Annotated in this window: 22 protein-coding genes; 5 read left to right on the top strand and 17 right to left on the bottom strand. The window is 40.6% G+C overall.

Annotated features, from left to right (window positions below):
* Nucleotides 1-12: 12 nt before the first annotated feature.
* The 5 genes from ACYVIC_RS02190 to ACYVIC_RS02210 form a co-directional block, all read right to left on the bottom strand.
* Complete coding sequence (locus ACYVIC_RS02190; RefSeq protein WP_460856864.1) at nt 13-576, bottom strand: DUF262 domain-containing protein; 564 nt, start codon at nt 574-576, stop codon at nt 13-15.
* Between the two features lie 98 nt (nt 577-674).
* Nucleotides 675-1,940 (bottom strand): Wadjet anti-phage system protein JetD domain-containing protein, encoded by a 1,266-nt coding sequence (locus tag ACYVIC_RS02195; RefSeq protein WP_460856866.1) that lies wholly within the window; start codon nt 1,938-1,940, stop codon nt 675-677.
* Nucleotides 1,933-5,391, bottom strand: a complete 3,459-nt coding sequence (locus ACYVIC_RS02200) for an ATP-binding protein (RefSeq protein WP_460856867.1) — start codon at nt 5,389-5,391, stop codon at nt 1,933-1,935. The genes ACYVIC_RS02195 and ACYVIC_RS02200 overlap by 8 nt, the downstream gene beginning before the upstream one ends.
* Entirely contained in the window at nt 5,388-6,251 is an 864-nt protein-coding gene (locus ACYVIC_RS02205) for a DUF4194 domain-containing protein (protein ID WP_460856869.1), read from the bottom strand. Before ACYVIC_RS02205 ends, ACYVIC_RS02200 begins: the two co-directional genes overlap by 4 nt.
* 22 nt (nt 6,252-6,273) lie before the next feature.
* Nucleotides 6,274-7,734 (bottom strand): DUF3375 domain-containing protein, encoded by a 1,461-nt coding sequence (locus tag ACYVIC_RS02210; RefSeq protein WP_460856871.1) that lies wholly within the window; start codon nt 7,732-7,734, stop codon nt 6,274-6,276.
* Between the two features lie 202 nt (nt 7,735-7,936).
* Between ACYVIC_RS02210 and ACYVIC_RS02215 the strand changes: the two genes are divergently transcribed.
* Complete coding sequence (locus ACYVIC_RS02215; protein ID WP_460856872.1) at nt 7,937-8,881, top strand: helix-turn-helix transcriptional regulator; 945 nt, start codon at nt 7,937-7,939, stop codon at nt 8,879-8,881.
* A 111-nt stretch (nt 8,882-8,992) separates the two neighbouring features.
* Here ACYVIC_RS02215 and ACYVIC_RS02220 read toward each other — a convergent pair whose 3' ends face one another.
* The 4 genes from ACYVIC_RS02220 to ACYVIC_RS02235 all read right to left on the bottom strand — a co-directional run bounded on the left by ACYVIC_RS02220 (nt 8,993) and on the right by ACYVIC_RS02235 (nt 11,143).
* Nucleotides 8,993-9,214 carry a hypothetical protein gene (locus tag ACYVIC_RS02220; RefSeq protein WP_460856874.1) on the bottom strand — a complete coding sequence of 74 codons (222 nt, stop codon included), beginning with the start codon at nt 9,212-9,214 and terminating at the stop codon, nt 8,993-8,995.
* Between the two features lie 228 nt (nt 9,215-9,442).
* Nucleotides 9,443-9,619 carry a hypothetical protein gene (locus ACYVIC_RS02225; protein ID WP_460856875.1) on the bottom strand — a complete coding sequence of 59 codons (177 nt, stop codon included), beginning with the start codon at nt 9,617-9,619 and terminating at the stop codon, nt 9,443-9,445.
* 61 nt (nt 9,620-9,680) lie between these two features.
* Nucleotides 9,681-10,091, bottom strand: coding sequence for a hypothetical protein (locus tag ACYVIC_RS02230; protein ID WP_460856877.1), 411 nt, complete (start codon nt 10,089-10,091; stop codon nt 9,681-9,683).
* Between the two features lie 89 nt (nt 10,092-10,180).
* Nucleotides 10,181-11,143 (bottom strand): hypothetical protein, encoded by a 963-nt coding sequence (locus ACYVIC_RS02235; protein ID WP_460856878.1) that lies wholly within the window; start codon nt 11,141-11,143, stop codon nt 10,181-10,183.
* A 97-nt stretch (nt 11,144-11,240) separates the two neighbouring features.
* Here ACYVIC_RS02235 and ACYVIC_RS02240 point away from each other — a divergent pair, with 97 nt between their 5' ends.
* On the top strand, nt 11,241-11,486 hold the full coding sequence (locus ACYVIC_RS02240; RefSeq protein WP_460856879.1) for a helix-turn-helix domain-containing protein: 246 nt from the start codon (nt 11,241-11,243) through the stop codon (nt 11,484-11,486).
* A 94-nt stretch (nt 11,487-11,580) separates the two neighbouring features.
* The gene (locus ACYVIC_RS02245; RefSeq protein ID WP_460856881.1) at nt 11,581-12,351 is read left to right on the top strand and encodes a DNA/RNA non-specific endonuclease; all 771 of its coding nucleotides are present in this window, start codon (nt 11,581-11,583) and stop codon (nt 12,349-12,351) included.
* A 73-nt stretch (nt 12,352-12,424) separates the two neighbouring features.
* Here ACYVIC_RS02245 and ACYVIC_RS02250 read toward each other — a convergent pair whose 3' ends face one another.
* The 4 genes from ACYVIC_RS02250 to ACYVIC_RS02265 all read right to left on the bottom strand — a co-directional run bounded on the left by ACYVIC_RS02250 (nt 12,425) and on the right by ACYVIC_RS02265 (nt 15,066).
* Nucleotides 12,425-12,931 (bottom strand): imm11 family protein, encoded by a 507-nt coding sequence (locus ACYVIC_RS02250; protein WP_460856882.1) that lies wholly within the window; start codon nt 12,929-12,931, stop codon nt 12,425-12,427.
* An 81-nt stretch (nt 12,932-13,012) separates the two neighbouring features.
* Nucleotides 13,013-13,591 (bottom strand): hypothetical protein, encoded by a 579-nt coding sequence (locus tag ACYVIC_RS02255; protein WP_460856884.1) that lies wholly within the window; start codon nt 13,589-13,591, stop codon nt 13,013-13,015.
* 162 nt (nt 13,592-13,753) lie between these two features.
* On the bottom strand, nt 13,754-14,332 hold the full coding sequence (locus tag ACYVIC_RS02260; RefSeq protein WP_460856885.1) for an imm11 family protein: 579 nt from the start codon (nt 14,330-14,332) through the stop codon (nt 13,754-13,756).
* Nucleotides 14,329-15,066, bottom strand: coding sequence for an AHH domain-containing protein (locus tag ACYVIC_RS02265; protein ID WP_460856887.1), 738 nt, complete (start codon nt 15,064-15,066; stop codon nt 14,329-14,331). The genes ACYVIC_RS02260 and ACYVIC_RS02265 overlap by 4 nt, the downstream gene beginning before the upstream one ends.
* 119 nt (nt 15,067-15,185) lie before the next feature.
* Here ACYVIC_RS02265 and ACYVIC_RS02270 point away from each other — a divergent pair, with 119 nt between their 5' ends.
* Complete coding sequence (locus tag ACYVIC_RS02270; RefSeq protein WP_460856889.1) at nt 15,186-15,440, top strand: hypothetical protein; 255 nt, start codon at nt 15,186-15,188, stop codon at nt 15,438-15,440.
* Nucleotides 15,441-15,478: 38 nt separating this feature from the next.
* On the opposite strand, the gene ACYVIC_RS02275 is transcribed toward ACYVIC_RS02270, so the two are convergent.
* The 3 genes from ACYVIC_RS02275 to ACYVIC_RS02285 form a co-directional block, all read right to left on the bottom strand.
* Nucleotides 15,479-15,934 (bottom strand): hypothetical protein, encoded by a 456-nt coding sequence (locus ACYVIC_RS02275; RefSeq protein WP_460856891.1) that lies wholly within the window; start codon nt 15,932-15,934, stop codon nt 15,479-15,481.
* Between the two features lie 12 nt (nt 15,935-15,946).
* Nucleotides 15,947-16,999 carry a competence protein CoiA family protein gene (locus ACYVIC_RS02280; RefSeq protein ID WP_460856893.1) on the bottom strand — a complete coding sequence of 351 codons (1,053 nt, stop codon included), beginning with the start codon at nt 16,997-16,999 and terminating at the stop codon, nt 15,947-15,949.
* Between the two features lie 68 nt (nt 17,000-17,067).
* The gene (locus ACYVIC_RS02285) at nt 17,068-17,871 is read right to left on the bottom strand and encodes a hypothetical protein (protein ID WP_460856895.1); all 804 of its coding nucleotides are present in this window, start codon (nt 17,869-17,871) and stop codon (nt 17,068-17,070) included.
* Nucleotides 17,872-17,995: 124 nt separating this feature from the next.
* Here ACYVIC_RS02285 and ACYVIC_RS02290 point away from each other — a divergent pair, with 124 nt between their 5' ends.
* Nucleotides 17,996-18,145, top strand: a complete 150-nt coding sequence (locus ACYVIC_RS02290) for a hypothetical protein (protein ID WP_460856897.1) — start codon at nt 17,996-17,998, stop codon at nt 18,143-18,145.
* A 218-nt stretch (nt 18,146-18,363) separates the two neighbouring features.
* Here the strand turns inward: ACYVIC_RS02290 and ACYVIC_RS02295 are convergent, their stop codons facing one another.
* The gene (locus ACYVIC_RS02295; protein WP_460856898.1) at nt 18,364-19,635 is read right to left on the bottom strand and encodes a hypothetical protein; all 1,272 of its coding nucleotides are present in this window, start codon (nt 19,633-19,635) and stop codon (nt 18,364-18,366) included.
* Nucleotides 19,636-19,691: the final 56 nt, after the last annotated feature.

The following is a 19,691-nucleotide window of genomic DNA, read 5'->3' on the forward strand; positions in this document are numbered from 1 at the left end:
TCCCCAGTACTTTTAAAGCTGTGTTACTTCCTCATAATTATCCTTCAAATATCTATAAAGAGTACTATAAGCGTTAACCAGATTTTCCAGAGATCCAAAACTCGAGATACCTGCCGCCTGAATACCGGCACGCACAATTAGGGGTTCAGCATCCAACTCGACAAGCTTTGCCATAACTTCACCGGCGCTTTCATAACGGGGTTCTAATTTAAGGTTAGTACGAACTTCCCCTTCACTATCAACATAACTTGTAGAAATTAATCCGGAAATCATCTGCCGCTGTGGCTCTCCCTGAAACAAATGCTTGAGAGCACACAACAAGAGAAAGAAAGTTGTAAGACGCTGCTGTCCATCGATGACTTCGTAATGATTCTTCTGCTCAGTAGGAGACACCAGTATAGTACCGATAAAATACTCTCTGGCAGAGCCGACATCAATTTGCTCTCCGATATCCTCTAGTAGCTGATGGACTTCTTTGTCAGTCCAAACATACTCACGTTGGTAATCAGGTACAATGTAAAAACATTCTCTAAAGGCTTCTTCAATGCTATATTTGTGATTCTCAATACGAGCCATTTTTTTCGGCTTCCCTTATCTTTTTCAGCAGGTTTTTCATAGTACCTAATATCGTATAATTTAAGAAGTTTGTGCAAAACAAGTTATGTCTGGTTCAATTAACCGGCCCACAATTTCAATTTTTCATACACATAATCCATAGGCAATCGTTCTTGCTCTAACCTAGTATTACCAAACTCACCACTGCGTAATTTTCTAAAAAGGTTCAATTCATGCTCTAGCAGAGCAACTGGTTCTTTGGCTAGAGATTCACTTTCATTGACCATCCGCTTTTTGTATTTTTCTACTGTTTCAGAATCCATCATGAGCGGTACGATATCGCCCAATTTACTGCGCACATCACCTAATATCCCAAAGCCTTCAGAATCGATATCCCCCCAATAGCCTACACGTTTATTGTCTAACCACTTCGCTTTGAGCCAAGCAACATTTTTCCCACCACCGGAAACTGCTATTGTTTTAGGGATATCGTCTAGAGATAAACATGATTGTTCATTTTCGATCACTAAAATGTTTTCTGCAGGCAATTCAAAGTTCAGTAATGTTTCTGATGACATCCTGAGTAGCGGTATTCCGCCCAATAAGTTCATGGTCTCTTTACTGAGAGGTTTGACTAATAGCCAATCTTTTGGTTTTTCTTTGCAATCTAACCAACTTAACAGCCCCAACTCATGTACAGAGCTATCGACCACTGCCGTTAATATTGACTCAATAATCTTTAAGTATTTTTCGACAAATTTTGTATCAACAAATGTCACTGGTAGTGCCCGAAGATAGCATCCTCGGCCCATTCCTTTGTACAACTGGGGAATCAATTTTACGAGTAGCTCGAGATCTGCATCGTTAAGATCAGTCAATACTTCCAAATGCGAAATCAGTACCAGAAACAAACTACGTTCGCGGATAGCTCTCTCCAAAGTATCACTTCGCTTGTTAATATCTTGTACCAAAGCTTCAAAGATATAAGCAATCGTAAAATGCCATTTTTTAAGCTGCAGTTCTTGGCTTGATCCCAATAAGCCAGCAAGTGACTGAATATCATTTACAATTAGATGTGTTGGTATTTCCTGTTCTAAAAGGGACCTATACTTTCGACTCTCCCAACGAACGTAGGAACTTTTCCCTCGAAGTTCGATTTCCTTACAGAACGACCTCCAGCCAGCAATAAAGTTTTGATAGTGATTAATGTCCTTAAGTGGTGAGTTTCCAGTTGGAGGCTTCAAAGAAATCTCTAATGGAAACACCATTTCACCACACAGCAAACTTTTCAAATTTTTTCGGTTATTCCAGTACTTAAGTTTCAGAACCTCAATTACGTCTTCTGGTAAAAGTCCCCAGGAATTAATATCTGTGCGATTAGGCATCGTTTGACTCGGCTTCTCTGGTGACTAGCTCTTGTATTTCAATCTCATGCTCAATTTCCAATGAAGATGCGGCTCGCTTTTGCGCAGCCATCCGTCTATCAATCTCTTCCCATGTCACTTCACACAAATGACTCTCATGTAGTTCTGGCTCTCGTTCAGCAATTAGCAGTGATCTTGCGGATTCGCGTGCTAGGTTTAAGTTTTTATAAGGCGTAATCAGGTTTACATGAATACGCAATTCTTTAAATACTCGAAGAACACGTCGACTAACAGCCTCAGCAGTGTTTGAAAAGGCTTCATCTAGAAAAACGGTGCAGTAAACAGGCTTATCATATCCGTCAGGCGTAAGCACGTACGCTAAACTAGCTGCCACGATAATGCCGGCAAAAGACTCTTTTTCACCACCAGACTTACCACTACTTGAATCTAGAACATCTCTTACTTCAAGAGTTTTAGAGTCAACCTCTTCCGCGAAAAAGGACATTTGATAGCGGGGATCTAATAGCCTCAAACTCTCCATATTGCTGTATGTTGTTGGAGAACTTGCTTTATCTAGAATATCAATTACGTCTTCTAAAAGGCGGAATCTACTTTCATGATCTTCACTTGTTGCTTGACTAAGAGCACTTCTGACTTTCTTTTCAAATTCCTGCACGTGGGAATATTTTTCTCTTTGTGATCCCAATTTCAGATGGCTACCATGCTTAAATTCGGTACGTTTCAATACCTGATTAATCGTATCAATCTTTTCTAGAATGTCCTCTCTCTCTGATTCAAGCTTGGTTTTTATCCTCGCTAATGATTGAGTAGCATGCTTGTTTAATCTCTCTTTGAACTGTTCGATTAATGTGGGTAAACCCTCTGTTTGGACATGAAGATAGTGTTCCAGGTAATATTGAAGCCCATCAAGGCCCGTTGGCCAATCAACAGTGTAAACATGCCATCTGTCTTTGCCTCTGAACGCCCCCATTATTCCATTTGCGATATTTTCAGCTGTACTTTTGGCAGCACGAAACCTTTCCATTTCAGTATCGATTTCTTTTTCAATATCAGATTGTCTATGTGCATTCTCAATTTGAACAATTCCAACCCTTTGCTCAAGCAACTGCCTAACCTCATCAGTCATCCCTGACGATGCCAATTTTTGGAACTTTTCTACTTGCAGCAGAGCGTCACTTTTATTTGTTTCAATAGCCCCTTTTTTTGTCAAAAGAATTCCTTTGCCATCTAAAATTTCCTTAAGATGCAATTTTGCAGCTTCCCATCGGTTTTTTGCTAACTCTAGGTCACCGCCTGATTTCTCAAGCTCCCTCAAATCTGATTCAATGCTGTCTAATCGATTTTGCCAATAAGGAGCATTTATTTGATCCCAAGAATAGTTTGCTAGTCTCTCCCATAACTTTGCGTTTTCCGCAATTCGTTTGAGCGATGCTTTTGCTTTATTTAAGTCGTCAAATAACTCAGACAAGCGGGCCTCTGCATTCAGTTTGTCTGAACTTAGAAGCGCAAGGCGTGCTTTATTTGAGAAACCAAGGCTCCAACTTTTTCGGTCATCAATTCTTCGTTGGTCTTTCTTCTCGAAGCGACCTTTCTCAAGATGAACTAGGCCCTCTTTAGTCATTGAGAAAGGAGTAATATCAAGTTCATCAGTACCAGATACACACAGTAAATCAAATTTACTAAGATGATTTTTCAACCAGTCACGGTAAGGATGGTCTTTCCATATTAGTTTGCGCAGAAAACCTCTCTCGTTGAACTCCGTGAAATTATTTGAGTTTAAATCAGTACGACTCTGAGAGACGACTTGAGCTCTCACATGTAGACCAGTATGTTTAATATTCAGCCAACGAGTCACCATTGAGTAACTCTTTTGAGGAACAAGCAAAGTTGTTTTATGGCCTCCTAGAGCACGCTCAATTGCACCTTGCCATGATTTTTCGCTGTCTTTAACATCAAGTAGCTCCCCTACAAAAATTAACTCTTCGCCGGATAAACTTAGAGATTCGATCATTTCGTCACGAAGCTTTTGATAGCGAATATCGATATTGGAATCTGGACGAGCTTCTATCTCTTTGATTTCGTCCTTTAGACTGCTTAAATATTTTTGCTGATCACTAAATTGAGCACTAATTTCTGCAAAATAATTTTGACCCTTTTCGGTTTCCTCTTCACTTTTTAAAAATCTTTCAGAAGCGGCCTTCTTATGCGCAATATAAATTTCTTCATTAAGCTCTGTGTTCAGACTAAGATCTCGACAATCTCGTTGGTAATTTGAAGATACTTGTATTACGTCTTCCAACTTTTCCTGGATATGACGAATCTCTTTTTTGAGCGACTCAATTTTATCGCCACCATGGCTCAAGTATTCTTCGTGTCTTCTTTCAAGAGAGTCTTGAGCATCTTTTTCATCTATTTCTTTATTAATGATGTCTCTAAGGACTGATTCTAACTGTCTCTCGACATCTGCCAGCCTATTCATCCAGAGGATAGAAAGTGCCTCACCGAAGTAAATTGCTAAATTACCTTTTTCTAGCTGCAAAGAATCAATGTCCTTTGTAGCTTTAGAAATTGTATCAACAATTTCTGGCAACCGGCTTAAATGGTTAACCTGTTCCCTCGCATCAACTAGTTGTTCATGAATAGCAACTAGATCAGCAAATTCATCAACAACTTTTCTCACGTCATCTTTTACACTACTTTGTTCCAGCACCAATTCACGAATTAGCTTTGTAAGATCATCAATTTTTTTTAAACCAAGAGCTCGTGACAATAACGCAGGTGCATTCTTGTTATCCATGTATAGATGTTTTCTATACAGCTCTTGATAGTCAGTGAAGTTACTATCGCAGTCAGTAATAAAAGGGTCATCCCGCAGCCATTGTTTGAACTGCCTGATATTGCCATCACCAAAAGCGTCCAGAATCTCTTTTAGTTGAAGGTTTCGCTTAGCAACGATATAAACCCGTTTTACATCGCTCAATGCATTGGTAACACTAGAAGTCCAGAAAAGTGCCGACAAAGTTATACTTGAGCCATCCTCGCCTTTGTAAAGTGCTCTTAATCCAGTAACAACAGCTTTTTCTCGCTTGCTTTTTGTTCGCGTGGAGGCACCATCATGAGCTGAACCAAAACTTCCGCGCATGTAAGAAATTAGGGAACGGTCAGACCGATCACCTTGCGCAGCGGCGACATTAAATGTCGCCTTACCTGCCGGTAACAACAAAGCCATCAATCCATCAATAAAAGTAGATTTACCTGCTCCATTGTCTCCAGTTACCAATGTACCTTCAGGATCAATACAAGCAGTATGTAGCCCATGGAAAGATCCCCAGTTATAAACAGATAACTCAGCCAACCTTATTTGGCCCTGAGAAAACAAATCGTTACTAGAAATAGAGTTGCGTCTCTCTTCTGCAGTTATGCCTGAGACTTCAAATAAATCTGTATTCATTTCAAGCCACTCCATTCTTTTTGATTGTTCTCTTGTTTATCTGAAGCGAGTGACATGTACTCTGTTAACATTTCCTCTAGAAAATTTGCACTAACTACATAACGTATTATCGGCGTTATCTCGTATCTATCTTCAACACCTCGAATCGTTGAAAGGACCTTTCTTTTTATCATTTCTTTTACTCTAGCTAGTAGCTTTTTCCGGTCTTTTGAAGCGTGGTCAGTGATAGGCAGAAAGGGGGCCAAATAGGATTCTAAACGTTCAATATCAATTGTAATTTTTTGCTCTCCAGAAGATTCACGCTCTTGATAGTGTTTCCTTAAGACTAATAGTATCAAAGTATCAAAAAGTGAAAGTGTTCGTTTTGGTATAAGAGTTGCTGACTCTTCTGAATCAAACTCTTCTTCATAAAGTTCATCTTCCGACGTTTCTTCAATATGCTCAGAAGTCGTACTTGCAACAAAAGCTACTCCTGTTTTCTGGTCGAGCACCAATCGCAAATATACTTCTGATAAATGCTTTCGAACTTCTATTTCGAATCTAATAAGCTGCTCAAACACTTTCGGTTTTTGTGACGCCATAACAGAGCCTTGTCGCAGTAAATGCACAAGAACACGACGGGCATCATGAGGCATATCTGATTCATCAGTGTTCACCACTTCTGTCTTTAACAGAGAATCGGACGAGGTAAGCGATGAAGAAGTATTGTCCGCTATAGAATTTTCCTGTGAGTACCAATTTAAACTATCGGCTTCGTTCGAGTCATTGTTCAACATCGGTTTATCATTAGGAGAAAGGACATGTTCTGCCTCACCTTTAACCATAGAGAAGAAACTGCTTGGAGGTGTGTTATCTGTCATTGGCTTTCCTTACCATGTTTAATTAGAGGGCCAGTTCATCAATATCATCAGGAAATAACTCGGCAGTTAGCAGATAAGTAGGTATTAAAGCTTTCAATTTAACCCCTTGCTTATCGCCAACTATTACTTCTTCTTTTCGATCTAATACTGTTGCATGAACTGCCTTCGCAACTCGCAAGTAAGCAACTAACTCTTCTAAACCAGACTTCAAAGGATTGAGATTAGTGAGCCCGGCAATAGACATTGGGCCATTTTTCCTGAGAGCGTTTAGCGATATATAAGCGATTTGCTTTACCTGAACAGCATCAAGACAATCAAGTACATGGGCACTTGGCTCTCTGCGATTCGCGTTTTCTTCCACCCCTGAAGTATTAAGCTTGTCATCAGGGCTTCTTAACTTTAAAGATTCGGGAGATTTAATTTCTATTGGGCCTACTGGCAGAACAAGACCTGTTTCAGTTTTCAATTCCAGACCTTTTTCACGCAGGACTACAGCTTGCCGTTCAAGTTTTAACAATAATCGGTCAACAGCCTGATTTTCTGCCGCAACGCCACTCTCGATGTATGAACGTAAACTTTCTTCAGTGCGCCTTCTAACTCGAAACACTCTTTCACTTTCTCGGTTCAATTCACGCATTAAATGACTAAGAAACTGGTGTTGGCTGCCCGATAATTGTTGCCCAATCGGTCTACTCAAGATGCCCCGTAATTGCTCGCGAAATTCCATCGTTCTATTCTGATCACAAAGCAATTGAAAAAATCCTTCAAATGCACTCCCTGCATCGGTAGTCGAAAGCAGTGCTTCTTTCTCCATCACAGAAAGTAAGATGTCTCCTCGGGAGGATGCTCCCTCAATGATCTGCACGCGAAGATTTTTGTCTAAGACCCTAATTTCATCTTCAACACGGCGAAAGTCGCCAGTCAGAACAGAGGCCAGTTGATAGATTTCACGAATTCTTTCTCTCTGTTCTGCCTCTGACAACATGGGAATTATTCCGGCTTGAAGATCCTCAATTTCTCGCTGAACTTCTCCCTTTTTACTTTCAAGTAGAAGCACCCTTTCATTAATGTTAGGGCTAATTGCAACAGCTAAGTCTCGGACTGCTTCCTGAACAATTCGCAGATGTGACGCCGTAGTACTTGAACTACGCTCATCTAACCCCCTGCAAAATCTAAGTGCAATTTCACTTGCATCGGTCTTAGTCAGAGAGTCATCCATCTCGCGTAACCAACCGTTTTTGATCCATTGGTTCAGATAAGTAGATGCTGAAGTCTCCGTTACCCAAATACCCAACTCCCTGCAACGAGTAATCTCTGCATCCAATAATATTCGTGCTCTACCATAAGGTACTTCACTTTCATCAGAAAAAATCTCTGCAATAAATGCCAGGATGTACGGCGCATTGTCTGCCTTTAACAACTTCCATGCGGCATTTTCGTCAAATAGGCGACTATACTTTGCTTGCAAACCTTGGAAACTCAATCCTTATCTCCCTTTTGGATGTTGGTAGAGAACTCATCTTTAAAGCCCGCCCTGTACTCCAATTGGAAAAACAATATCATCATCATTTTGATGATGTCAACAGATAAAATTGACACCCATATGTAATTGGGATTACGATCTAAACTCTTCTTAAGTGCAACGGTTGTTTTTATTGATAGAGCGTTGTCTCAGTTCGATGATCTTGAGATACGAAACGCTTATTAGGTATGCAAAAGATTCTAAAATAGAGGTAGTAATTATTTTGAAAAGCGATGCGTCACTCCACTTAGAAACCATCAGCCAATCACAACAGGAAAGACTATTTCATATAGACTTTAAACTTCGATTCTTGGGTACTGTTAGCAGAAATGACTTAGTTAGCCGGTTTGGAATAAAAGCTGCTGCAGCAACGCGTGATATGTCTTTATATAAAGAATTGGCACCTAAAAACCTTTCCTACGATACCAGAGCTAAAACATATATCAGCACAGAGCAGTTTAAACCGCTCTTTCATTACAAAAGTGCTCAGGCACTGTCCGCATTGTGTTATGGACTAGGGGATGATCATGTCGCAGTTAGTAACTCTTTAGTGTTATCAGAATCTCCAACGAAACTAAATTTCCCAAATTTAGAAATTCTTGCCGGTATAACCAAAGCTATTCACCAGAATAAAGCCTTAGATATAGGCTATCGCTCATTATCGAGTGGCTTGAGTCAACGCGTGATTGTTCCTTTTGCACTTATTGATAATGGTCTTCGATGGCATGTACGCGCTTACGACCGTATGCGTAATCGATTTACTGATTTTGTTATCAACCGCATTACGAATTTAGAGCTACTGGATGGAGAAATTACAAAGGTCGAGACAAAAGAAAATGACATACAATGGAACCGTATCGTCGAAATGAACATAGTTCCTCATCCAAATCTTGAATATCCTGAAACTATAGAAACTGAATATGGCATGACAGATGGAGCACTAAAAATTATGGTTCGAGCAGCTCTTGCTGGGTACGTGTTGAGACACTGGAATATCGACTGCTCTCCGAACCACAAATTGCAAGGTTCAGAATTTCATTTGTGGTTAGAAAACACTCCCACTCTTTATGGTGTTGAAAACCTGTCGATAGCACCAGGCTATGATTAACAAGAATCACTACATTAAAGCTGATGTTAAACAACCAGATTACGATCTACCGAAAATCAGTCTCCGAATTGTCTGTGGGTGTGTACGGGGACTGAATTAGAAATGCGCAATTTATTCAATTCTAATATTTTTTCCATGCTCTTCCATAAATTCAGCAAACTTAGCCCAACTCAAGCGATATTTATTAACGCTGTTACCAGCTGGAAGCCACTCGATATTACCTTTACTGATTAATAAGTTGCCTAACCTTGAATTGTCTTTTTTGACCTCGATCTCGATGTCTTTGTGTTGAACCAACTTCGTGTGCAAGTTAATCGATACTTCATGCGCCATAAATGTTACTTCCCCGTAGTGTTGAGAGTTATTAACTGAAGAATTCAGTTTTGCACTTTAATATAGATTAAAGTGCATATTTTTTGCTATATCAGAGACAAAGTGCATGCCTTGTCACTAACATAGTGAATTCTGATACAGCTGTCACCACTTTAGCTAAAATTTACACTTATGCAACACAGATAAGCTGAAAGAGCATACAGAACGCTGATGCTTAGTAATGTGAGTTCAAGCGAATAGCTGCGTATTTCCCGAGGCCTGTTTCAGGTGTTTTTTAATAATCATCACTTGTAAAAAGAAAAAGCCCCAGCGAAGAGTGCCGGGGACTAAAATTGCTCGCCTACCTTGCGATAAGCCTAGCTGAACTTCCTGCTTAAAGTTGTTTTGTAGAATAGCAGATTTCATGTCAAATGTTGCCTGACTTTAAGGTGATGGGCTAGCTTGCTGTAATGAACCGTAACCGCTCCTATTCACTCTTTCCCTGATTCACTTTCAGAATGATGCCATTCACAACATGAGTTAAGCCGAATGCCTGCTGTATGTTTAGACGATTAGTGTAAACCATATGTTCACCACTTTCTTCATCTATGACCGATTCATAGTAAATTGGATAGTCCAATTGGTCTTCAAACCTGATAGTGGCTTCACACGTGTATCGCTTGAATTCTTTATCGTAGTCAGTAGTTCTAACATTAATTACTTGTATGTACTTATTTAAATCTCTATCACTTAGTACTTCATGGCTCGCTTTAAGCGAGTCCCTAATTAGCAAATTTAATAATATTTCTTTTGACGCATCACTCGAGCATTTTGGCACTGAACCAAAACAGCCAGTTAGCAGCGATACTGACAACAACAAACAAGCTAGCTTTCCCATACATTACTCCAGTTAATAAAAGCATTAATTTTGATAGCCAGTTGGCATTCTCAATTTTGACTTCAGTCCACGCGTGCCGATAAGCATTCTTAGATAACCGCTAATATTGAATAAATGAATCCGAAGAATGCCAGCCATGCCAACGTGATGGTCACAGAACTTCCCATCCATTTCGGTAGTCCAGGCCAAAAAGTTTCGTTTAGGATTTTGTATCGGAAATAGTCGTAGACATAGAATTGAGCAACTATCACCATTGCAATCAAATTGCTAAAGAAGGGCTTATATTCATATCCCATAATCTCGACACAAAAGGCAACAGCAAAAATGATAATCGAACTTACGAGCGTTAAGAAAAAGCCTTTCTTGAACATACCTTTGAACAGATACAACAAAGGGCCAATTAGTAAACCGGCTAATATCGAGAACCACTGAAACGTTAGCTTTTTTGAATCCGCTTTGGGCAGCTTTGTCATACCATGTACGAAGTAGTCTTTGAACCCTAACTCTGCTGCACCGCTAGCTTGTAAAATCTTAAATCGCTCCTTCCACCAAGGGCTCACATCCAACGTTTCCAAATCCACTACTGTCACTGTATCGCCGCTTTGAGACCCGGCCATTTTTGGTAATGCCAATGATGGCTGAGTAGGCTCTGCGGCACTATCAACAAGCTGAGTGCTGGCTGGCCCACCGTGAAGTAAAGAGCCGCAGTGTTTGCACATAACTTTATTACTGACCGTTACTCTGTAATCATCATTTGCCAGGTTCTTAGCGCTGGTTACTGAGTTAACGACTGTCTCTTGATAGGTCACATCTTCTTGCAGTGATTTTTCTCGAATGACTTTTGTTAATATTCCGGCTTGTTCAAGCTTTGCATGAAGCTCGTTCGCTTGTTGCTGATTTAGATTATTTCGTAGCGAATACGTCCGGCCTGAGAACAGCTTATCTTTGTTACTCTCTGATATCTTTAAGAATTTACATAGAAATGAGCCAATGAGTTGCTTGTCTTTCCCCTCTTTAATCTGTCCGTCAAAGATTAACTTATATCGCTCCATGTGCTTACTCATTATATAGGACTATATGCCTAGGAATATAAACTATAGACCACTAGAGGGCAAATCATCATAGTCGCCTAAATTTACGAGGCTTTTGATGAGTAAGCAGTTTTTAAGCGCCTTAGGGCTAAACGTAAAGAACAGACGCATTCAGCAGAAACTAACGCAGCTGGAGCTGTGTCATGCTGCCGGTATCGATTTGAGCTACATCAGTCGCATAGAACGCGGCCAGGTGAATGTAAGTATTGAAGCGTTATTGAAAATTTCAACAGCCCTTGAATGTAATGCAAAAGATTTACTGCCTGACAATGATGTGTCTGATTCTGATGGGACAGACAAGTAACACTACATCTTATAATTCTGTACAAACTTTAGTCATCACTAAGTAACAAATTCTGCGCATGATGCTTTCTGGTTAACCAGAGAAAGGCATCAAAATGAAAATCAAAACTACCTTCGTGTTAGCAGTACTGGCATTTCTGTCAGCATCTCAAGCGTTCGCTGCAAACTGTGTTTATGGCTGCCCTACCGGTAAATCAGGCCAAACAATTGAGCGTCCTATCTACACCCTGCATAACAACAGCAGTACTAAGTTTGCGAATTGGGTGGCTTATAAAGTGACTAAGAATACTATTGATGGCCCAAGCCGTACCCGGACATGGAAGGCTGACCCAAGTATCAGTTCTGCCTATACCCTTGAACCAGCTGATTATACTGATGCTGCCGCGGTGCTTGGTACTGACCGAGGCCATCAAGTGCCGCTGGCTGCTTTTAGCAATACAGCGCATTGGGCAATGACGAATTACTTATCTAACATCACACCGCAGTCAGCCAATCTAAACCAAGGGGCATGGGTTAAACTAGAAACCGCTGTAAGAAACCTAGCCCGTAATGGTCAGGATATTTACGTCATAACAGGGCCGTTATATGAGTGGTACTTCGGTACATTGCCGGGCGCAGATGAAAGCCACACTATACCATCAGGTTACTTTAAAGTTGTCATTACTGATAATGCAGGCTGGGTAGAAGCATCGGCATTTATCATGGAGCAAAACTTAAGCCGCTCTGCGGGTTTTTGTCCACGTGAAGTGACTATTAATCAGGTTGAGTCCCGTGTCGGCTTAAATATCATGCCAACGCTACCGTCATATAAAGAACCAGCGGTCGAAGGCCAGGTTGGTGGCTTGAAAACTGAGCTGGGTTGCTAATCATTTACCGTGCTGCCCAAGGTTAGTGCCTCGGGCAGTTTAAATACGCTACGGAACTGTTATTGGTCTTACATCAAAATATGTTTAACAAATCTTCGTCAAACCTTACGCCAGTGAGGTGGTGTTTTTCACAGCATTTCTTAAATGCTTCAGATACGAATAGCGCTTTATAGCCTTCGAGCTCAGATTTAAAAATGTTTAAGCCCTGCAGGCTACCCTCATCAAAAACAAGTGTTTCTAATCCGCACTCAAACCCGTCCATGTATTTTTTTAAGCACAACGCTGTCTGCTCTTTACCTGCTGACATACAGTTAAAAAAGTCATAATGGACACCATCAATTATCAGCGGCAATAACTCACCGTCTTTAGCAATTAAAGGAAGCAGGCTCTCTTTCGCTTTACCGTTTAGCAGTAAGAAACCGCCCCAAAACGATACATCAGGTAGTGGTGTTCCGTTTTGAAAAGGTTCGCTTAAAGGACATACTGGCTGTACCCAACGTTCTTTAATGCTCTCGTGTAATCTGACAAACCGGCGAACCAATTTTAATTCTGTATCACCAATCAACTTGGCTACTTCCATCAGATCTAAATCCGGCACCTCGTAGGAATTAATCTCTGGTTTGACGCAATAAATTCTCATACTTATATAAAGGTTCTCACCTTAAACGAATATATTAAGCAACTGGCTGTCTAGATTAATGCCGGACAAATTATGTTTTTCAATTAACAGCTTGAAGCGCTCCGTTGCATACAGAATCGTACAACCCTGCATCTTCGATCTAAATAAGTATCGACCGTTATTTGCTAAATCAGCTTCATCAAAGACTAGTGATACAACACCAGCAGGCTGACCATCTAAATATTTTCGTTCTGTTAGTGAAATATCCTCTTGTCCAAATACCTGACAGTTGAAGAGGTATGCAGGTTCACCGTCTACCTTAATCGAAAGGAACTCTCCGTCATTTTTTAGTACGTTACTTAAGGCGTCGTAGGCTTTGCTAGATAGATATAAGCCCTGGCTATCCCACAGAGAGATATCCGGTGTTTTGGCTCCACTTTTCGACAAACTTTGCAGTGATGTTTCTACACATTTCCATTTACTTGCTAACGACTCACCAGTTAGCGGTGCGTTCATTAATGTCGTTATCAAGCTGAAGTCATCTAATTGCTCCGCAATTGTCATAACGTCAAGCTGTAAAGCTTTATAACTCTTGGGATCGTGCTTTAACTGATAAACCATTTTATTCACCTGCCCACTGAGCATCTTTCTTTTCTAAAATCTGCGATGGACAACCACCATAAGTGAGCACATGTTTTATATCTCTTAACCTGTTTCGCACCGAACTTTTGGTTGCTGATGAACGAAATAGTGACTGAGGAGCATCCCCCAATCATGTCTCATTTAAGCTGTTACCTGACAACTGAATATATTTAATAAGTCCTTGTCGAACCATACGCCAGTCAGAGCACTTTCTTCGCAAATATTCTTAAAAACATCCGTTATAAAAAGTGCGTGGTAGCCTTCTAGAGCCGACTTGAATATGGATTTACCAGCAACGTCATCTTCATCAAACACCAAACTTTTTAAACCGTTCGGAAAGCCGTCTTCGTATTTAATCAAGCTTAGTTCAGGAACTTCAGCGACTGACTGTGTGCAGTTAAACAAGATTACTGAATGACCTTCGACGTCAATCGGCAAAAACTCTCCATCGTTTTTAATATGAGGTGCAAGTACCTCAAAGGCTCTTTGGTTGAGTACCAAAAAATTACTCCAAAAAGTAATATCTGGTGCTGCTACATCCTTAAAGGATGGGTGTGCTGAGCAACTTGGCTTTACCCATCGTTCTGATATCGGCATGCAACTGTTAAAAATACGCTTAGTGAAACGTAAATCGGTGTCATTAAGCAGTTTTGCCAACTCAATTATTCTAAGCTGAACAAGTTCATGGGTATTTTCTTGTCGCTTCAAACGATAAATCATGCCGTACTCCCTGTTTTACTAGTCCCTCTCTGCGTGATATAGCTGGGATGTTCGCCAGTTTTAAGTTTAAGTTTTACTGTTCTTAAACGATTAATAAAAATCTCTTCAGGAAGATTGTCGTTAATAAATTGATCTGAAATCCAATCCTCGTAATTCTCATTGTGCAATGGCCTGTGGGTAGGCGACTTAGGCGTTGCCCAATCATCTTGCCTGTTTGGCTCAAAGTTGCGCAACCACAATCCATTTATTGGATCGTTAATACCATAACCGAAGCCATGTAGGTTTAGACGGCATAATTCCATATCGGCTTGCATGAATCTGCCCTTTCCTGGAATGATGTGATGCGCCTCATGAAATGAGGTTGGCTTTATCTCTCCTACGGCGGCAAGATTTTTGGCCAGTGTTTTAGTGGGGTGATGTTTTTCAGCGAGTAGCTCAAAAGCTGATCGCTGCTTGCACGATTCACGATATTGAGTAAGCTGAGTCTGTAATTTGAAATGGGCTGCAATTTTACGTCTTTCAACTTTGAGATGCTGCCAATCTCTATTGCACTTATCAATTCTAGCTTTTTTAGCTACAACTGATTCGTTGGCAGGTGCTCCCTTGTTCCTGGCATTATGAAAATCTCTCGCCTTTAACTCGTAGTTATAAATGATCATTTCAAGTGGTGTCGGATTAGATGGCCTTTCTGGCTTGGGGTACTCCACATATTGGATTGGTGCGTTGGATTTCATCCTGAAGTTCTCTCCATTTGTGAGTTTACGCAATGGGCCTCATTCTACTGGCGACACCATTTGACATCAATCATTTGTAAATTTATTTTTAACCAATAATTCACTTTTAAGGTTTGGTTATGGATAATCAGCGTGTCACTGAGCAACAGGCGGTGCAACTTCTGCAGCAATGGAATGGTGTTGGCCATGATTTGCCGTCTCTGGCAAAACTCAAACCGGCCAGCAATAAACAGGCAATACTTCTATTTCTACCTGGCTATTTGTGTAATCAGTGGTATCAAGTTGGCGAAACTTATAGCTCTTATAGGGAGGCACTAACCTGCTTGGGTACACTAATTGATAAGAGTCAGTCAACCAGAGGAATCAGAAACTGATACCGCTAGAAACAGCTACAAGTCGATAAATGCTTGCGTCAATAGCCCCATGGCAGATTTACTATGGCAAAAAGACAAATTGATATAAGAGCTGTAGAAAAACAAATTACCATGGCAACAACCGACCATTTATGACTGAAGTTCGATTTGTAAGTGAGATTTCTATTTAGCTTTGTTGCGGTGACATCATCACCATACGATGCCCTCATCCTTCTTAGTCTTAGGACAGCATCCAAAGGAGTCCTGTATTCAGCTTTTAATGCAAATAACCCGAATAAGATAGTCAACGCTAGCGATACCCATCCTAAAGCCAACAATAGCACCCATGAGGGTTTTTGCGGTACGTAATGCCCCTGAAGGGCGACTAAGCTGGTCAGTGCAGCGAGCGCCAGCGTTACAACATTGCGCAGCCAGTCATAATATGGCTTCTGATGACTGCTGATAAAGCGACGCTCAATATCTTCAAAAGAGACTGTTTTTCTTTCTTCATGCATTTTTTATTATCCTTATGGATGATTCTTCAACGACAACTCAACATAACCGACCGCCTGGTATTTCTGTGCTAAGTTGTGCATGTAATGTCTGTCAAGCTGAATGGTGATTGATGTGTAATCGCCACAAGTAGGACACTTGGTATTCGTGACCATATACAAGAACTGGCACTTGTCACAATGCTTGGCTTTGGACTGCTTTAGAACGGTATACAGCGCATCAGCCGCGTTAACCATCTCATCTAACCGCTGATTGTATTTAATAACATCCTGCGCTTCGGCGCTGATTGGCTCTGTTCTAGGTTTAACAACATACTGCCGCTCTGGAAATACCGGCTTGGGGACTGGCTTATTGTTAACAGGCTTAAATTGTAACGGTGCTTGCCGCTTCATTTCAGCGATAATGTCGTCACATACTGCAACAAACTGTGACTCAAACTTTGTTTGTCGCGGGTGAAATACCCATTCCTTGTATTGATTCGAGAAGATATGCGCTTTGATTACCTGGATAAAAGGCTTTTTCTCTTTGGTATAGGCGTCATAAACATTAGCCAGACTTACAAACAGTTCTGCACAGCCATCGCCTGTTTTGGCAGCCTTTTTAAACAATTTGGGAAAGCCGAATGTTAGCTGTAAACGGTGTTCACCAATCGCTAAGACAGCAACCGCAGACTCATTATTTGACGATAACTCAAATGAGAGAACCTGCTGGTAAACAGGATTAGATGCCTTGGTAACTTGATACTGTTTCTCATGCCGGGCAAGTATATTACTAAGTGGTAAGTCGTAATCGGGCAACGCGATTTCGCTACCAACTGACTCTTCCAATATTTGTCTGATCAGCCAGAAACAACCTCGCTTGAAGTTAAATGTGCAGGGTTTATCCTCATTTGCAGACCTTGGCGCATGCCCAAAATGATGCACCTTCTCCTGCCCCTTACGCGCCACCATCGGAGCTCCGCAGCCATCGCAGAGACAGTTACAGGCTAATCCCGACTCTACTTCATCAATCGTGACCAGCCGACCATCGTCAATTAGCTTTGCATAAGGTATTAAGACTTCATCCATGAGTGAATACCAAACGAACATTTACTAAATCTTATCAATTAACCTAAGTTAAAGAAATTTCACTGTCACTACAACTGGAACGTCTGGTTTTGTCTACGCATAAAACCTTGTTCATACAGTTGTTCTCGAACGAGGTTGTAGTAAATTTCCGGTTCACTTGGGGAGACATTATATAAGTCTTCGATCCGTTCGTTCCTGAACCAAAATGAACCATCAGATATGTAGCAATGGATTCTGTTTTTACAATACCTATTGGACCTATCTGGCTTTTTAACCGAGTTTAACCTAGGCATTTCAGGTAAAAACATGTAGCCGACAAGTAATGGGATGTTTTTTGTAGACTCCAGTAATACTTTAAAAGCTTGTTTAGAGTGAAAATGTGTATCTACAATCTCAATGGCAATTAATGGATTTTTATCGGTTAGAGAAATTTCACTTGAATGCCTACCCAAAATATCGAATAGAACAAACTTTCCATAAACTAGACCAAACTTAACTTCTTTTGCCCACTGATAGTTTTTGATTCTCAGTAGGTTCTCGTAACCTTTCTCATCAGCCCAAGGGGTTTCGAAGTAGCCAAAATCATGTCTTTCGTACTTATTCAGAAAGTTACAGATCATGTTTTGTCGTTCTTTATGAGCTTCACTTTCAGTAGAACCTGGATCAATATCATGGCGAACAGGTTTTTTCTCAAAGAAATGTGGTGTTCTAGGATGATTTCTTATTCCTAGTTGATAATTGCCGTCAGTCCTATCCCTAAGGTCTTTTTCTCTCAGTTCAGCTCTGCGTTCATCGCTGAAAAGCTCTCGATATGAGACAGGTTCCCACTCGTCATGCTCGTTGTAATAGTAAGCCACTTCATATTTAGGCACTTTCTATACTCCTTGCCCTAATGCTTATACAGCTGAAAGATCTTTATTTAAACACGAACCCATCTATTTTTGTAAATTTAATGTATAAAACACCGTATTGATTTCTTACAACTTACAACAGATTATGAGCGCAGTCAGTAAGCCACTTTATGACCATGATTTCGTTGCTAAAGATGGTGCGATATTACTTGGTGGCCTGTGTCGGGAATGGATTAACAAAGATACCGGCGAAACCGCGCTATCTTGCTCTGTGATTACCCTGCCGCCCCACTAAGCTGATGCATACTCATAGCAAGGCATCACAACTCTAACTACCGCTAGTTATGGCATTGGTAAATCGCTGGCGGGATGAAAACATCACTGGCACGAGCGAATTCCAACCAATGCTGAAGCCGCACACACCCTATGACCTGATGGAAATAAAGATAAATAAACCAAGCACTTAATTTCAATCGTAACTCCTTTATTAATTAACAAAGATTAGCCGCCAAGCTATCCAAGAATCAGCTTTTTCAGATGTTTTAACGCTTGTACCTGCGCCAACTCTAGCAAACTATGATTGATTCGGATTTCATGAGCTTGTAGTTCTTGCACACTAATCACACTTGCACCATTGTGATTTGTATACCAGTACATAAAACCATGTTTTCTGACAAGTTTCTGTTGCACTTCAGTTAGCTTAAGTAACAGACGTGGACAATAAACTTTTGTTCCCTTTAGAAAGTATTGCGATCCATAAGCTAGACTAATTAACTTCAATCCACCTGAATCATGGGGCTTACGCACTCTTTCTAAACGAGTAATTTGAATTGGTTGAAATGGCACCTTTCTGAACGACAACAGAGGAATATCCCACGGCCCAGCATCAATTAATTTTTGCAATTTATTGTAGGCTCTCAGATGACTCGTTTCAGGGCTACCGACTCGCTGCGTACCAACAACTTCTTCGTCCGCGCCCTCATTCAGGATATAGTCGTACTCTGTGCATCCAGTTTGATCTATTAACAGCTCAGGCAAATGCAAACCGACAATATCAAGTGCAATATCAAGCCGAGTCACATTGGCATTGAGTAATTTACTCTTTGCTTGTTTACCAAGCACATTTTTTAACCAGGAAAAGAATGTTTGCAGCTCAGTTTCCGTGTGACGTGCCGGGTTGATAGTGACTTTGAGAAGGTTTTGCTCACTCCTTTTTGCTGCTACTTCAGGATGCAAACCCCAAAGTAGCAATATCTTGTCGTCGCGACCAAAACTTAAAATCGCAAAGCGTTGATACACATCTTGGTAGTTAGCAAGAACTTCAGCCTTCCCTTGTTTTATTAGCTTTAAACATTCGGGCAACTGCTTTAGATGACGGGTCTTTAATGCTTTTAACTCATCCTCATTAACATCTATGGTTAGATACAGCATATCTACTATTGGTGTTGAACCAAATGCCAATGGGTTACTGAAAAATAACGTCAGAAAGCTGTGTAGTCTGGATAACTTGAACTGACTAACTGCATAGGAATCTGGCTTATGGCTAAACCAATTTTTGGTCTCCGTTTTAACCATAAGCTCACTATTAGTATTGCTAATCGTTTGCATATACCAATCTATGCTATTTAGCTTATTAGTAGATGCTGAGTAATAGGCCATATTCTCCAGATAGTCATTACTGGATTGGGTAAGTAACAGCTTAATGTGTCTAGGAATAGAATCAGAAACCTCTGTTGTATTATAGAGATTTTGTTCGGCTTTTTGCTTACTGCTATTAGTCTGCAATTTTAACTACCTCAAATGTTCAGCAATTCGAATAAGGTTAAGTTCTATTAGTCTGG

The organism is Rheinheimera gaetbuli (assembly GCF_054781935.1).